A 15936-nucleotide genomic window follows, 5' to 3' on the forward strand; every position below is an offset into this window, starting at 1 on the left:
CAGCGCCGGGCGATCCAGGTGCTGATCGTCAACATGGGGGGCAACATTGGACGCCGATATGGGGTCAACTTTCCGCGCCGATTGACAGCCAAGCATCTTGCCGAGAAAATTCTACTTTTGAAGCCCGTTATTCGCGGGGAGGATTACCCTGATGGCGTGTCGACCGTTTGATACCAAATCTCGACGGTGGAACCTATCCATAATACGAGATGTATTTGCGCACGTAATCCTCCCAGGTGACTTTCTTCCCCTGCAGACGATAGAGGGTGGTTTCATTCGCCCATTTGAGTTCCAGCTTGTGGGCCACAAGCGGATGTACAGGAATCTGGAGGTTGCGCAGGGCATCAAGACGTCGGGTTGGCCAGATAAACCGTTGAACTCCCAGTTCACGCGCGATGTATTTCAACAGCATTCGCAAGATGGGGCCATTCGGATGGGCTGTGGTATAGAAAACCGGATGCTTGCGAAAATTGTCGAGAATAAAGGCCCCGATACCGATATCGAACTTCTCGTCCATCGCCTGCAATCTCTTCTCCTCAAAGACGTGAAGACGTTTGGGATCGATTGACCCTTTCAAAGACAGACTGCGATAGGCCTCGAAACGCATTTCTTGGTCGGGTATTTCATTGCGAAGTCGCCCCAGCAGGCCATCGAAATATGTAAACTCAAAGTTGGGATAGTCCTTATTTCTCGCAAATCTGTCATCGGGTCCGTTAAAGGCGTCGAACGGCCATGGCGAGGCAAAGCGGACGCAGGGGTAACGAAGCTGCTTCACGGTCTCGGGCACATAGTCGCGAAGCGGATATTGCTCCCACTCGCGAATATCCTGCACCAAAAGGATATCGCATTGCTCGAGATCGCGTTTGCCCTGCTCATGCAAGTTGGCCGGCAACTCCATGCTGTGATGCTTGACCAAAAATTGCCCCGAGAAAGCGCTATGGTGACGCAGGACATTGGCAAGTATACCGCCCTGACAATTGCCGAAAATAATGATTCTTTTCTTGTTGCCGGCAATTTTCAGGGACGGCCGTGATATTGGTCTTGTAGGCTCGGTCGCCAAGGCATCGACACGATGTATATTCAGTTTCTCAATGCGCAGCGTGGCATTGCCGAATTGTCGAACTTCGACATGAAGCCGGTGCGGCGACCCGGCATCGTAGCTTATGTCTGCTGGCATTTCGAAGAGCAACGAGGCGTTTCCGCCGAGTAAATCCTTGCCATTGAAGACTTCCGAGCAGACCGACATGCCCTCCTGCGTGACAACCCTGATCTCGAGTGTTTCCCGAACCGGATCCTTGAGCTTCAGGAGGGTCAACCCGAGCTCCACCTTGCAGAGGCCAGCAGGAAGATAGAGAGAGGCCCAGGGGCGCCCGAATTTGAGAAAGCCAACGGACAATGGCGAAATCACCACCCCGCCAGATAGCGGGAACAGGCGCAACCTGCCGAGCAGACGCCACTGCATAGCGGGCACTTCTGGCACCGGCGCACCAGGGGTATGCACAAGAACCAGCCTCACGACCTTGAACGCGCTGGTTCCGAATGACGTGAAGCGGAACTCGAATGGCACGTCCGCACCACCTTCGATGCCCAGATGGAACGGAACATCGAAATAGATGCGTTGTGGACGTTCCGTCAATTCTGCTGGGGTAAAATCTCTCCACCCCCTCAGAATTCGGTTCTGGGCGATGACCTCAACGCCGAAGATCGGCTGGCCACGCTGCAAAGGAGTTCCGGGGACGGCTTCAATCTCGAGATAGTATCGCCCCGCTTTCAGGCGGAGAAACGGGCCAAACATCATACTGCGAAAAGGAGGTAAATGCAGGCATGACACAGTCCCATCCGCGTTGCGGCGGCCGGGAATCTGCACCTCCATGCTCGGAAGGACATCACGTCCGGCCTCATCTATCGACAATGCGATACCGCCAAACTCATCGGCCATATATCTCTGCGTCCACGGATTGCTCGTTTCACCTCAGCGGAACTCACCAGAAACGTACCAAGAACTCAACGGGAGCACGCATCATAAATCACAATATGGATAGTTATACCAAGTCGTGATGACAAGACACGGGTCGTGTGCAACCCGAGACGGTCATCCGACCAAGATCATACTGGACAATACTGGAATACGATGCTGACCGCCTCGGTGGAGGATTGCGACGTGGCCTGTGAACGAAATCGAACCGACGCAATCGGTTCCTATCATCCAGTTATGCTACCGATCATACCGGGTTGAGAATGGTCGATTTTCTGACTAATAGTAATGGTATTGGTAACGCAACCGGTGCTGCAAATGAAATGCTACTCGTCCCTTGTGGATATGATCGTCAACAGGGCGCAGACGCAACCGGACCATAAAGCGGTGGTATTTATCCCCGACGCTCAGCGTGAAGAAAAGACCCTTACTTTTCGGGAGCTTCATGAGCAAGCCAGTACCTTGGCCTGCAGATTGTCTACCGAGGCCAAGCCGGGCGATCGTGCACTGCTTTTGTTTCCAACGGGTGTGGAATTCGTCGTCTCATACTTTGCCTGTTTGATGGCAGGGCTGGTTGCAGTGCCACTTATGCCTCCGCGCAAGACCGCAGGGCGAGATTCCAGCGCAGCAGTCATTGCCGACTGCACCCCCCGGCTTATACTGACGCAGGCAGGCGGGGAGACATTAAATGCGCCGTTGCGTCAATACATCGATGAGACCGATCTGGTCCACATCACGGTAGAATTGACCCAGACCCATCAACCCTACACCGCTCAGCCTCTGTCGCTCGATAGCCTTGCTTTTCTGCAGTATACGTCCGGCTCTACCTCGGTCCCGAAGGGCGTGATGGTGGGCCATGGAAACCTGCTGGCCAATCTTGACATGATGCGCCGGCGGCTTGGCAATAGCGGCAGCTCAAATCACGTCAGTTGGATCCCGCTTTACCATGACCTTGGGTTGATCATGAACCTCTTGCAACCGCTTAGCGTGGGCGCAACTAGCATTCTGATGACTCCGTCGGCCTTCATGCACCGCCCCCTGAACTGGCTAAGGGCAATCCACCGGTTCCAGGCGGAAGTGGCGGCAGCGCCGAATTTTGCCTATGATCTTTGTGTCGATCGCTTTCGGCCTGAGCAGATGGAGGGTGTCGATCTCAGCGGCTGGAAACTGGCGATCAATGGTGCGGAGCCGGTGCGTCCTGTAACCCTTTCCCGGTTCGCCGCCTGTTTCGAACCCTACGGCTTCCACGCATCGGCCATGCACCCTACCTATGGGTTGGCGGAAGCAACACTTGTGGCAAGTGCCGCGCCGCGGGGGCATGGGCCCAAAATTCGCGAGGTCAGTGCAGAAAACCTGCGCGATCGCAAGATAGCCCATCCGCTTTCGCAGGACGACGCTTGGCACATAGCCGGATGCGGCACGGCTGTGGACGGCCTCGAAATCGCAATCGTCGATGAAACCTCCGGCTCTCGCCAAGAGCGCGGTCTCCTAGGTGAAATCTGGCTGCGCGGAGCAAGCGTGGCAAAGGGATATTGGAATCGCCCGGAAGAAAGTCACGAAACATTCCAGGCAAGCATCACCGATGAAACGGGCCAGGGCTTCGGCTGGCTCCGGACAGGGGACCTGGGTTTTGTCGATGACAACGGTGAACTCTATATCGCCGGAAGGATCAAGGACCTCATCATAGTCCGCGGCGTGAACTACTACCCGCAAGACATTGAGGCTACGGCGGCGGCATCCCACGCGGCGCTACGCCGGGATCATTGTGCCGTCTTTACAGTTCCCGACGCACATGGCAGCGAACAGGTCATTCTGGTCCAGGAGGTGGAGCGCACGAGACGCCATGATCTGGATCAACGTGAGGTCATTGCCGCGATCCGCAAGGCTGTCAGCGAAAGCCATGATATTGCCCTTTCCCGTATTGTCTTCATCCGTCCGGGAACCATTCCCAAGACCACCAGCGGTAAGATCCAGAGATACAAGACAAGACAATTGTGGCTTGAGAATCAGCTGGAATTATTGAATGCACCAAATTCGTTCGACATCGCGGCGGCGATGTCTGCCATGCCCGCCTGACTGGAGCAAAGCCAAGCCATGCCAGACCAAGCCGCAATTCTTGACTTCTGCGTCAATCAACTCTCCACGATGCTGGAAGTCGACGCGGACACGATTTCACCTTCCGACACATTTTTGGGTATCGGGCTCGATTCAGCGATGCTGGTTCATTTCATCATTTCCGTTGAGGATGAACTCAATTTAGAACTTTATCCTTCTGTCGCAGATGACTATCCCGTTCTGGAGGATTTCTGTCGCTTCGTCGCATCGCAGCGTGAACGGGCATGACCCAGCCGGATATCTATTCGTGATACACTTGCACCTTCATTCGCACCCCAAGGATTCCGAATGACTGAAGATAATGTTTATAGCGCAGCACTCAAACAATGCGCGATCGATGTGAACCATCTGGCAACGGTGCTGACAAACGACCAGTTGCATCCAAATCTCTCGCCCATTGCAATGAAGTTGAAAAACCTGGATGCTATGGCCCTTAACCTGAAGTATTTCGGGTATGAACTGGCTGCCGCCCTGGCAAAGGCCCTGCCGCCGGCCGATAATGTCGAGGCCGCCCATATCGGTTTGAAGTCAAAGCCCTCGACACAGGCCGACATGGAAAGCCCTTGGGTTTCATACTGGTGCAGCCAGTTGAAAGTACCTGTCGTCTTCCATCGAAAGCTATGGGAATATGCATTCGTTCTGCAGGCCCTTTACGAAAATGATCTTCTCAAGGAAGGGGCGCTGGGCCTCGGCTTCGGATGCGGTCGGGAACCCCTGGCGAGTTACTTCGCCAATCTAGGCATCAAGGTAACGGTCACGGACCTTGCGCCGGAGCACTCATCCGGCCTCGGATGGACAGACACGCGGCAACACACCGAAACGCTTGAAGCGGCATTCCACGAAAATCTCGTCGAACGGAGTGTGTTCGAACAGAATGCCAGCCTGCGCTATGTCGATATGAATGCCATTCCGGATGACCTGCAGGGCTATGACTTCTGTTGGTCGATTTGTTCGCTCGAACATCTTGGCTCGATCGGGCAGGGATTGAATTTCATCGAGAATTCTCTGAAAACTGTTCGGCTTGGCGGCGTCGCCGTTCACACCACCGAATTCAATTTCATGAATGACGCCGAAACGATCGACAATTGGCCAACGGTGCTTTTCCAGCGTCGGCATTTCCGCGAGATTGCCGATCGGCTGAGAGCAGCCGGACACTATGTCGCCGAACTGGACTTTTCCGTCGGCAGCAAGCCACTGGACAAATTCATCGACATTCCGCCGTGGACACATGATATGACGCCGGATATGGCTGCCGACTGGGCACCGAACGCCGTACACCTGAAGTTGAGTATCGACGGATTTGCGAGCACGTGCTTTGGTCTCCTCATACGCAAGGGCGGCTGATATCTGACAGATGGAAATCTTCTAGGCGAAACATATCTGCTCACCGCTTTAAAGCTTGAAGCCTGGCAAGGCTGCCCTGTTCGGGGCAGTTGGTCCGTGTTACGGGCCCTGCTTGCGAATGCGCGCATTGACGTGGTTTAAGCTATAGCGGATATTCGATTGCGAACCCGGTGTTTCGCAATCATCATCAAAAGACGCAACGCGATCACATTGCTGTCGTGACAGGACGGCTCGATCAAACAGGGAATGGGAAGCGCGCGTGAACTTCGCATTCAAAAGGCCTTTGGAGCGCATCGATGGCGACAGCCATCGTGCTTTGGCGCCAATGACCGGCGAAACGACCAGTCCCGCTGACGCTTATGCCCGATTGGAGCGCAGGCGCAGTCGGCTGACGAAAATACTGTTCTGGATAGCAGTTGTTATCCCAACGTGCCTCGCCGCTATATACTATTCCTTTGTTGCGTCACCCCGCTTCACATCGGAAGCTCGCTTCATCGTTCGCAGCGTCTCATCACCGCAGATTACCGGACTAGATGTTCTGTTTCGCACCATCGGCATCGCCAAGACTGCGGATGATGCCTATATAATCGAGAAATATCTCTCGTCACGCGATGCACTCGCTGAACTCAGCGCCGAGGCGGTTGACGTCAGGGCAATTTTCAGTCGGCCCGAAGCCGATATCATAACGCGATATCCTTATTTCTGGCGCGCGGACACCCAGGAAGCATTGTATGACTTCTTTACTGATCATGTGACGGTTACCGAGGATGCCGTTAAGGGTATTGTCCAGTTGAAGGTGACCGCTTCGCGTCCAGAAGATGCGCACCAGATGGCACAGGCATTGTTGGTTCTCGCCGAGAAAATGGTGAACCGAATCAATGTTAGGGCGCAGACTGACACGATTGAAACGGCACGCAAGGAGGTCAACCGCGCCGAAGCCAATGTTGTGGATGCGCAGTCGCAACTGACTGAATACCGTAACAGCCAGCTTATCGTGGATCCCTCGATGTCGGCAGCTGGAACCCTCGAAACAATCGGCAAACTGACGGCCGACAAGGTTAACGCGATGGCTCAGTTGCAGCAACTGACCACCACCGCCCCCCGCAACCCGTCGATACAATCCTTAAAGGCGCGAATCGCCGCGCTTGACGAACGGATCGTCGCGCAACAGAGGGAACTGGCCGGCAATGACGATGCTCTGGCGGGAAAACTTGAAGAATACGAACAATTCGTGCTCAAGCGCGAATTGGCGGACAAACTCCTGACCAATGCGCTGCAATCGCTTGATGACGCAATGAAGGAAGCACGGCGGCAACACATCTATGTCGAGCAGGTTGTCAGGCCCAACCTACCGGATTATCCATCAGAGCCGAAGCGGTTCAAAGCGGTCATCACATTCTTCGTGATGGGCCTTGCAGCATTCTCCATCGGCTGGGTTCTGATGGTTGGCGCGGGGGAGCATCTGCATTGACAGGCTATCCCAAGACCAACTCACACCAGAATACAGGCGCGCAACAGAGTTATTTCGGCGCCCTGGCCATCCAGCGCCGTGTTATCGGCGCATTGATGATCCGCGAGGCACTCGGACGCTTCGGCCACGAAAATCTCGGCTTTTTCTGGATTGTCGGTGAGCCCATGCTGATGACCTCCGGTGTCATGCTGATGTGGTCTTTGACCGGCATCGAAAAGGGACATGAGGGCATTGGCCTCATTCCCTTTGCCTTGTCCGGATATTCCTTGCTGACGCTCTGGCGTCACATCAGCGGCAAATCCGTTCACGCGTTGCGTCATGGCGCTGCTTTGCTTTTCCATCGCAATATCCGTCTTCTGGATGTCCTTATTGCTCGTGCTGCGTTGGAATCGATCGGCGGATTGACGGCATTTTTTATCACCTACGTTGTGTTCAACCTGCTGGGGTACATCGACACGCTGGAGGATCCCTTACTGGTGATCAGCGCATGGCTGCTGCTCACCTGGTTTTCATTCGGCTTTTCCCTCATCATTGCAGGTATAACCGAGATCGTTGAGCCCCTGGGGCATTTTGTCCCGCCCTTGCTGTATCTGACATTGCCGATTACCGGCGCATTCTACATGGTAAATTGGTTGCCGGAATCAGTTCAGGATCTGCTGTGGTGGTCGCCCCTGGTGCAATTCTTCGAAATGTTTCGTGCTGGCATGTTTGGTTCACACGTTCCTACGGAATGGAGCGTACCATATCTTGTTATCTGGGGTCTTCTCCTGACGAGCGTGGGCTTGCCCTTGGTCGAGAAGGCTCAAAAACACGTGAAGCTTCACTAGGGACCCGATGCAACCACAGATGAAAATCAGAGTTCAGGGAGAAGAAGCAAGAATCGCACCGGCAATCGCGCCGCAGATCGAACTTGTTCCACTCACAAGTGATGCGGAAGCGGATATTGGCGTCGTTGAAACAACCTTCGGGCTTAAGCCTGCACCTTCTGCGTGGCGCCGTTATGGCCTGTTTGGATGCGTCTTCCTGCTCCCCGTTTTCATCGCCATCATCTATTTCGCGTTTATCGCATCCGATATCTATGTCTCCGAAACGAAATTTATCTTGCGCTCGCCGGGAAATATGGACACCGGGTCGCTGTCTTCTCTTGGCCAGGGACAGGTCAGTGCGCGTTCGGACGACGATTCCTATGCGTTGATTGAATATATCGGCTCCCGCGATGCCGCTCGTGTGATGGAACAGGATCATGGAGTGAGGGACATCATGTCCCGTCCAGAAGCCGACGTATTCAACCGTTATCCCTCAATGTTCAGCAAGGACAACCAGGAGCGCTTCTATCGTGCCTATAGGCGGCACGTCGATGTCAAGCTGGACAGTGTTACAGGCATTGTCACGCTTGTGGCGCGGGCATTCCGGCCGGACGATGCAAACAGGATGGCGAATGCGCTGTTGAGCATTTCCGAAGAGTTCGTCAACGGACTCAACTCCAGAGCCAATCTGGATGCGCAGGCTTTCGCAAAGGACCTTCTGGACCAGTCACAGCTTGAGCTTGCCAGTGTGGAAGCGAAGCTTTCAGCCTACCGAAATACGAATATGATCCTCGATCCTGGTAAGGAATCCGAGGCTTCCCTGAACCAGTTGAACCGGATGGTGACGGAAATCACGCGGATGGAGGCCGCTCTGGGTCAGCAGCGGGCACTCGCACCCAATTCGCCATCACTGAAGCCGCTTGTCGAACAGATTCGGGCGTATCGCGATCAGGTTGACACCTTGCGCAAGACGATCGTGGGAGATCCGAAATCCGTCGTTTCGAAAATCCAAGACTATGAAATCCTCACATTACAACGGGACATCGCAGTCAAGAAGATGGCATTTGCAGCAGCCCAGTTCGAAAAAGCACGACAGGAAGCCCAGAACCGGCGGATTTATCTCCAGCAAGTGGTCGAGCCGAACGTGCCCGATCTACCGCAATTGCCCTATCGCTTCCTGATGACGCTTGGCATCGCCGCTTTGGCATTTGCAATATACCGCATCGCCAAAGGTCTGATCAGCGCAACCATGGAGCATCGGGCGTGACAGCAGAAGCGGTTTCCCCGACAGTCGGCAGCGAGTTCGGGCTTCAACCTTTGGCGCCTGGCAGTGCCCTATCGTCCACCCAACAGCGACGTCCCGCGGATGGGATCATATCAATCAAAAATCTCGTCAAGCGCTATCAGACGCCACTGGGCGAGCGGACCGTCCTGGACAGGATCAACTTCTCGATCGGTCCCGGTGAGAAGATAGCGGTGCTTGGACAGAACGGCGCCGGCAAATCAACGCTTGTGAAACTGATCGCCGGTGTGGAGCCACCGACCGAGGGCATAATACATCGTGGCATGAGCATGTCCTGGCCGGTCGGTTTCAGCGGTGGCTTTGAAAACGCAATGACTGGTCATGACAATATCAGGTTCATCGCGCGCGTATATGGCGTTCCCGTCGAAAAGGCGGTGGCGATCGTTGACGAATTCGCCGAACTGGGGCGGCTTCTGCACATGCCTATGGCGACCTACTCGTCGGGTATGAGAACGCGACTGGCATTCGGCCTGACGCTTGCCGTGGATTTCGACTGCTTTCTCATCGACGAGGTGATCGCCGTTGGGGATCAACGATTCCAGCGCAAATGCCATGAAGAACTTTTCGTCAAACGTAAACATTGCGCGATGATTCTCGTCAGCCATGACGCCTACACGATCAAACAATATTGTAATCGAGCGCTGGTGCTGAAAGCAGGTCGCGGTCGCGTATTTGATGATGTCGAACTTGCTCTGAGTATTTATGCCACGCTCTAACCCAAATGTCGTGAGACAGTTTGATGTCACTAGTGGAATGAATTTGACATTTGATACCCCGTTGCGACCCGTGACTAGAGCGCGTGTAAAATCCAAATTTTCCACTAGAATCATAGTCTTACGAGTGCTTTTCTTCAGTCCGCCATTTGCTCGCCAGGGCGCTGCCAAGGGATACACATGTGGGAATCGAACCGCTAGCTCAGCAAATATGAAACTGCATCAAATGGGCTCAAGGAAAAGATCCGGCGAAGGTCATTCCAAATGATCTATATCTGCTACGGCATTACGAAGTCAGCGAGTACATTTCTATATCAGATCACCGAAGAAATATTTCTGACGGGGGGGCAATGTATTTGCCGAATTCGTCAGCCTGGCCGTTTCAAAGTCGAAAATTACTACGACACGATAACAGTCCCGTTTCTGGAGCGCATTGAGAGAAAGGCAGCAGGGCGAGCCGTCGTCCTGAAGACGCATGGCAGATTGGATCCAGGTGTCGCGCAATGGATCAGGCAAGGAAGAGTTCTTGCGAATGCATCCTACCGTGATCCAAGGGAAATGGCGCTCTCGATGGTGGACAACGGCGCGCGCGCCAGAAAACTCGGCGAACTGCCCTTCTCAGAAATCGTAACAATCGACGACGCTATACCTTCAATCGATCTACAACTGAGTTATCTGAAGGACTGGATCGAGGTCTCAGAAGTTGAGAGATTTTCCTACAACGAAGTCTGCTTTTCTACCGAGACGACGATCGACCGACTATGCAAGCAGATTGGCATCGGAGTGGATCCCAGCCTGGTATTGAGCGCATTCAGGGGGCAAGAGCTTATAGGGCAAATCAATCTTGCGAAGCCTTTGCGCTATTGGGGGATGAGCGAGCAGTTGCAGCAGGTATTCTTGTCTCGTTATGCTAATTTCTACGATGAAATGGACCTCGGCGACGTCTATGCGAGGCAGATACCGGATATGTCGCACCGCCCGAGGCGAAGTTTAACTGCTCACCATGTGGGGCACTACAGGCGCTTTCTTCGTCGGCTTTTAACGACAAAGAATCTGGGAACGATCCTTCCGGTAATCCTCCCCGTATTAACGGGGTTCATCGATAGAATTCACGCGGCCATTTTCAGTTTCTGAACGGGTGTGATGCCAATGCCGATCGTGTCCCTGGGAGTGGTATAGCTTCGGCAATCGCCGCGCCCTCCGGACAAAACCGGGAATGGGTCAGCTTGCGGCTGGCAGGCTGATGAGGGGATCATCGCCCATCGTGGCGATTGTCTCAAGTGTCATGTAGCGTAAGCGCTGGACCGTCCATTCATCGTTTTGTTCGAACAGCAGTCCGCCGACGAGCCTTACGATGGCGTCGTCGTTAGGACACACTAGACGGCAGCCAGTAATGTGGGAGAGGAACAGTGGTTACGTTCCTTCTCGTTCCAGCAAGCGCTTCACCGCATGCCGGTAGATGGCCATATCCCGCTGATTCATCTCCATAACAATGTCGAAGGTCGTCTGATCAACATCCGAGGGCTGCACATATCCGGCCTTGGCATGGTTCAAATTGATCCTCGGCACAAATTCGATACCCATCTTCTGCCGAAGCCAGCGCAGCGAGAGCTCTGGATATTCGCATACATAGTAGCAAAGTGCATGATCGATGAAGTCGCATGCCTCGTCGATACTATGAGAGCCCTCCTCGAATACCCATTGCGAGGCCGTGAGTTGCCGGAAATGTGCGTCGCTGATGTATGTCAGGATATGGGGATGGCGATCTCTGGCGAACTCACGAAAGCTCACATGTTTGGCAAGATCGACTGCGTAGAAATCGATTTCAGCATCGCTTGAATCTCGTCGTGCAGGAGGTATTGCAAGTCTAAAATAATTGTAGAGTGATACAATCCTCGTGAATGGATGCCTGAAATTCGTTATATAGTGATGCCCGTCTCTGACAGCGTTAAAGGCCTCTCTTGAATAGTGGCCAATGTAAACGTCGTAACCAGCGAATGGTGTGTAGTCTCCTTGCAATCTCGCATGTTCACGGATCGTGTGTGCGATGTGCGGAGACCGCCGGGCTTCAGTCAGTCTCGTTTCGAGCGCTTTGATGAGAGAGCTACCTGCCGCTTTGGGATTGTGAAAAAAGAACAGCTTCTCTACATGCATCGGACTAGTACCCCAGCAAATGGGCAGCAAGCGCCAGCTTGTTGTAAATGATAGCAGCGCAAAGAGCCTGAGCAGCCCTTATTTGGGGATCTTCACTGTCGCATATAAACACGGCATCGGCCCACATCAGACGGTCTTGACTCTCCAGCCCGCTGCGATTGGCATGCGAGTAGCGGCCAAGCGTAGAGAAATCGAGAAGATAAAAGCCGTGCCTGGCCAGACATGCGGTTATATCTGCAAAGAGCGGCTGTCCCTTGTAGATCGGAGAAAATTCCACCTCGCAATGGATGACCGCGGTTCTGGCCAGAACCGCAGAGGCATTCTCGAGCACAAGCAATTCCCCGCCTTGAACATCGAGTTTCAGAAGGTCAATTTGCTCATGGGGAATGGCGTCATCAAGGCGCTTTGTCTCCACGGTCTCCGTTCGCACTGTTTGTAGATCGGCCAAGAGGGGAAAAAACCGGTTCCCCTCGTCGTTCAACGGGTAGAGCGACGATGTGGCATCCATATTGTTGACATATAAAGTGTGGGTATTCCCGTCGCCCAGCGCAAAGCCGTGAAGCGTCATCTGATGGCCGCTTTCTGTCGCTTCACGCTCCCGGAGCCGCTCCTGTAGCGGATCGAAGCCGGTGATCTCGGTCGGGCAAAACTGAAGCAGCGCATCATAGACATGACTGCCAGGGCCCAGTGTCTGCGCGCCGACATCCACGATCCGCGGCTTGCGTTGCAAAATGTCATGTGCCCGCATTGCCAGCGCCTCCCGCGGGTGCCGCAACATGAACTCCTCACTGTTCATGAGCATCTTTATCGCGAAGCTCGCATCGCCATTTTCGCGGATGAGTTTCGGCCAACTGCGCATTGCGTCGGCTTCCGGTGCACGACCGAGAAAGTGCGTGTAGAGGATGCGCGTCAGTTCCTCGGGAGAGAACGGCAGCGGGCGAGGTTCATTTGACATGGGCAAAAGGTCTCATCTGGGCAAACATGCCATTATCAGGACAGCACTTGGTCAACAGCAAACTGGTATATTTTGAGATCACGCTGGTTGAGGGAGAGGATCAGATCGATCGTCTCGTCGCGAATTTCGCTTTCGGACACGCTGTTTGGTTTGTCATAGGACGTATTGTCAAAGGGAATTGCGGGCAGATTTAACGTGCTGCACAGACGCCGCGATGAAATCTCGCTGAACTCGCAGACAAAAAGGCCGAGTGCCTTTTTCACAAAACCGAACACGTCATCCAGATGTCCTGACGGCTGATCTGGAGACCATGGATTGGACGTCAGCTGCTTGAACTGAAAATCGGATATCCATGTCCGGATATTCGGATGCTCCGATGCAACGAAATCAGCAAAGCTAAGAGAACGTGCCGCTTCTGCACAGAACATGTTCATCTGTGACATTGGGTCGTCCCTTGCCGCCAATCTTTCATCGTTACGAAAGAAGTTGTAGAGGGAAAAAGCGCGAGCGACAGGATGCCTGAAATTAATCAGATATTCATGTCCTGTTTCAACGGCATTGAAGATATCTCGTGAAATATGTCCAAAGTATATATTGTATCCTTTGAATTCTGATAAATTTTCTTTTATCAATTTATATTGATCTGTATTTCTGCCGAAATAGGGAGCTATGAGCAGGTGATTTGATGCAGATCTTATGGCATTTGCTATCGATGTTCCGCCAGAATTGGGTAGTTGAAAGAAGAACAGTTTACGATTGGAAAGAGAAGTTGCGTTATGAACTTCGTATTCTCTCGTCGAAATTATCTGTTGTAACACCCGTTCGACACTTGGAGCGGTGGTCGGATCGCTACCGACCAATTGCAAAACCTCATCTTCCGACGGCCAGCGACCGATAAGATATCGGAAGACGGCTCGGGCATCGTGCTGTATTGAGAAAAGTGTGCCACTGCCTTGCTGCGAAGGGGCATCACCGCTCGGTGAAGGCGTAGCTTCCTGTGCTGGCTGGGAAGGCTTGGCCGTTTCCAAGTGACCCCATTGATGTTCGATGATGGAGAAACTGTCAAAGCAGCAAGGGGGCACGCGAAAATAGGCAAGACGCTCGCTGTCTTCTTCACGAACATAAAATCGGTTCAAACCGTCGAACCATGCAAAATGATAACCGGCCGCCAGAATTTCTGGTTCCCAATCGAGCCAGGTTGGTTCCTGCAAAAACGGACGTACTGCCTCCACAACGATGATTCTGGGCCGATGAATCCTCAGATTTGCGCCAAGTAAGACTGCCGTCTCATGACCTTCCACGTCAATCTTCAAGAAATCGATGGTTTTGTCAGGCGCATATTCACGGATAAGGACATCGAGCGTTGAGACGGGTGTCACCGTTGGGATGACTTCCCAATTCGACCTCACGAAATCCGAGAAATCATCATTGAGCGATGACATTCCCGTATGCTCAACCAACTGAAATTGACCTGTACCATTGAAGTCGGATACAGCAATGTTCAGGTTTATATCTCTGTCCCGGCTCTCGCAAAGCCTTTTGTAGAACACGGGATGAGGTTCCAGATTGATGCCACTCCATCCTTGATCATAAAAATACTTCGTGACGGAATGATTGTCTGGATCGAATGCTCCAACGTCTACGTAAAATCCCCTTTCTATATCCTGCAACGCTCTTCTAAGCAGGACGTCCTCAAAATTCTGAGAATAGGAGTTCATAGGCGGCAGAGGTCTCCCGCTTGGTTGAACTCTAGGCGAGAGATCTGCGAATGTCCTGCGTTCAGAATCGGTCATTTGTTGTATCAGTCATAAAAAAGAGATGTAGATTTTGGCCGATATTTTCCTGCGGCTAACGTTATGCGTGTGTCTGTCGGCATGCAAGTCTATCCCTGCCCCCCGGTACCCTATCCTCATTGACGAACCCTTCAGAGGAGACTGACGAGGGCAGAGTGCCGCCGGGAGAGAAGAATGCCGTATCATTGGAGCGCGTGAAAATAGTCTGGCATGTCACATTGTCTCTGCTATCCGACGTATCTGTATATCGCCTATATGCAGCTTTCCTTCGATCGCGCCTTCTCTCTGAATGACGCGAATTTGCACAGGTTCCCGGCCTTCTGTCACTGAAAACTTGATGATCAAGGCCATCCTGCCCTTTGCCGGCAACTTGAAGGTTTCCATATGCAAGACAACACCGTGGAAAACATCGACATCAATTGAGTTTCCTGAGCCATTCTCATCGACTTCGAGAGCAAGAGTAAGTTCCCAAACCCCGATGGGCAGGTAGAGGTAGGGACCATAGACAAGGCACCGGGCCGGTCCCACCATTTCGATCGGTTGGTCCAACAGTTCATCCATGCCGCCCTTGCCAAGAAGAAGCTCGGCTGGCCATCGAAACTCCCCAGGCCCCTCACCGTTTTCTCCACGGCGCATCGAGACATGGAGCGCCTCGACAATCCGCAACTCCGGGCCTGATAGGTCAAGGCCTGTACCGATTGGGGCGGAATTGGCTATCTGTGAGAGGATGGCCTCCTCCACTTTCGATGCAGGGGTACCATCGGGAAGAAGTCGCTGAACAATGTGGTCGAATTGCTCGTCGCTGGCTTCCAAGCCCAGGTGCTGCAGCACTTGCCGGATAAAATGGCCGATAGTCAGACCATTGCTGCGCGATATGCGCAGTGCCATTGGTGATACGAAGAGTTCAGACGTTGCTGCAAATGAGAGGTTTGTCTGTCGGACTGCCTGCTTCCAGTCCATGTCATATGTTCGGAGCATGAAACCGATGATGTCAGCCGGATCCTCGTTCAGTGCCAGAAAGGGCATCCGCCCTTGAATAAACGCCGAAGATAGCCCCCGTTCAGGAGCATCCGTATAGAGGTGGACATTGTTGCTTTGGCGCGAAGCCAGCGCGGTTCGGAAGTCCTGAACGGTCGCAACACTCACATAGTCGTAGTTGCCCAGCAGGATGCCGGTCATGGTATTGAGCGCATACAGGGACCAATGCACAAATGCCCCAGGTGGTCCGAAGGTCGCTACGAGTGTTGCCATCTAAAGGTTTGCGCCACCCGCCATTGTCACTATCGATCGCGTAACGGATCTTCTCA

At 53.3% G+C, this 15936-nt stretch carries 13 protein-coding genes and 1 pseudogene; 8 read left to right on the forward strand and 6 right to left on the reverse strand.

All coding sequences use genetic code 11. The features are described from left to right. Positions 1–193: 193 nt before the first annotated feature. Positions 194–1939, reverse strand: a complete 1746-nt coding sequence (locus tag E8M77_RS04855; RefSeq protein WP_137129506.1) for a WcbI family polysaccharide biosynthesis putative acetyltransferase — start codon at positions 1937–1939, stop codon at positions 194–196. Between the two features lie 324 nt (positions 1940–2263). Between E8M77_RS04855 and E8M77_RS04860 the strand changes: the two genes are divergently transcribed. The 8 genes from E8M77_RS04860 (at position 2264) to E8M77_RS04895 (ending at position 10861) form a co-directional block, all read left to right on the forward strand. Next, positions 2264–4051 carry a fatty acyl-AMP ligase gene (locus E8M77_RS04860; RefSeq protein ID WP_246659129.1) on the forward strand — a complete coding sequence of 596 codons (1788 nt, stop codon included), beginning with the start codon at positions 2264–2266 and terminating at the stop codon, positions 4049–4051. 18 nt (positions 4052–4069) lie between these two features. Continuing rightward, positions 4070–4318 (forward strand): acyl carrier protein, encoded by a 249-nt coding sequence (locus E8M77_RS04865; RefSeq protein WP_137129507.1) that lies wholly within the window; start codon positions 4070–4072, stop codon positions 4316–4318. A 60-nt stretch (positions 4319–4378) separates the two neighbouring features. After that, positions 4379–5434 (forward strand): methyltransferase type 11, encoded by a 1056-nt coding sequence (locus E8M77_RS04870; protein ID WP_205910459.1) that lies wholly within the window; start codon positions 4379–4381, stop codon positions 5432–5434. 259 nt (positions 5435–5693) lie between these two features. Then, the gene (locus tag E8M77_RS04875; RefSeq protein ID WP_137129508.1) at positions 5694–6905 is read left to right on the forward strand and encodes a hypothetical protein; all 1212 of its coding nucleotides are present in this window, start codon (positions 5694–5696) and stop codon (positions 6903–6905) included. Continuing rightward, positions 6902–7732: an ABC transporter permease gene (locus tag E8M77_RS04880; protein ID WP_137129509.1), complete on the forward strand. Its 831-nt coding sequence runs from the start codon at positions 6902–6904 to the stop codon at positions 7730–7732. Before E8M77_RS04875 ends, E8M77_RS04880 begins: the two co-directional genes overlap by 4 nt. A 19-nt stretch (positions 7733–7751) precedes the next feature. Next, positions 7752–8978, forward strand: a complete 1227-nt coding sequence (locus E8M77_RS04885; protein WP_137129510.1) for a hypothetical protein — start codon at positions 7752–7754, stop codon at positions 8976–8978. Beyond that, positions 8975–9730: an ABC transporter ATP-binding protein gene (locus tag E8M77_RS04890; RefSeq protein ID WP_246659130.1), complete on the forward strand. Its 756-nt coding sequence runs from the start codon at positions 8975–8977 to the stop codon at positions 9728–9730. The genes E8M77_RS04885 and E8M77_RS04890 overlap by 4 nt, the downstream gene beginning before the upstream one ends. Before the next feature lie 261 nt (positions 9731–9991). Continuing rightward, positions 9992–10861 (forward strand): hypothetical protein, encoded by an 870-nt coding sequence (locus E8M77_RS04895; protein ID WP_137129511.1) that lies wholly within the window; start codon positions 9992–9994, stop codon positions 10859–10861. Between the two features lie 87 nt (positions 10862–10948). Here E8M77_RS04895 and E8M77_RS24145 read toward each other — a convergent pair. From E8M77_RS24145 to E8M77_RS04920, 5 genes and pseudogenes are all read right to left on the reverse strand, one after another. After that, positions 10949–11104: pseudogene (locus E8M77_RS24145) on the reverse strand (IS256 family transposase); the annotation flags it as partial. Between the two features lie 36 nt (positions 11105–11140). Continuing rightward, complete coding sequence (locus tag E8M77_RS04905) at positions 11141–11881, reverse strand: sulfotransferase family 2 domain-containing protein (RefSeq protein ID WP_137129512.1); 741 nt, start codon at positions 11879–11881, stop codon at positions 11141–11143. A gap of 4 nt (positions 11882–11885) precedes the next feature. Beyond that, positions 11886–12836: an FkbM family methyltransferase gene (locus E8M77_RS04910; RefSeq protein WP_137129513.1), complete on the reverse strand. Its 951-nt coding sequence runs from the start codon at positions 12834–12836 to the stop codon at positions 11886–11888. Between the two features lie 35 nt (positions 12837–12871). Further along, positions 12872–14554: an FkbM family methyltransferase gene (locus E8M77_RS04915; RefSeq protein ID WP_170975747.1), complete on the reverse strand. Its 1683-nt coding sequence runs from the start codon at positions 14552–14554 to the stop codon at positions 12872–12874. Positions 14555–14842: 288 nt separating this feature from the next. Continuing rightward, positions 14843–15880, reverse strand: a complete 1038-nt coding sequence (locus E8M77_RS04920; RefSeq protein ID WP_137129515.1) for a hypothetical protein — start codon at positions 15878–15880, stop codon at positions 14843–14845. Between the last annotated feature and the right edge of the window lie 56 nt (positions 15881–15936).

This window comes from Rhizobium sp. FY34, assembly GCF_005222845.1.
GTDB lineage: Bacteria > Pseudomonadota > Alphaproteobacteria > Rhizobiales > Rhizobiaceae > Neorhizobium.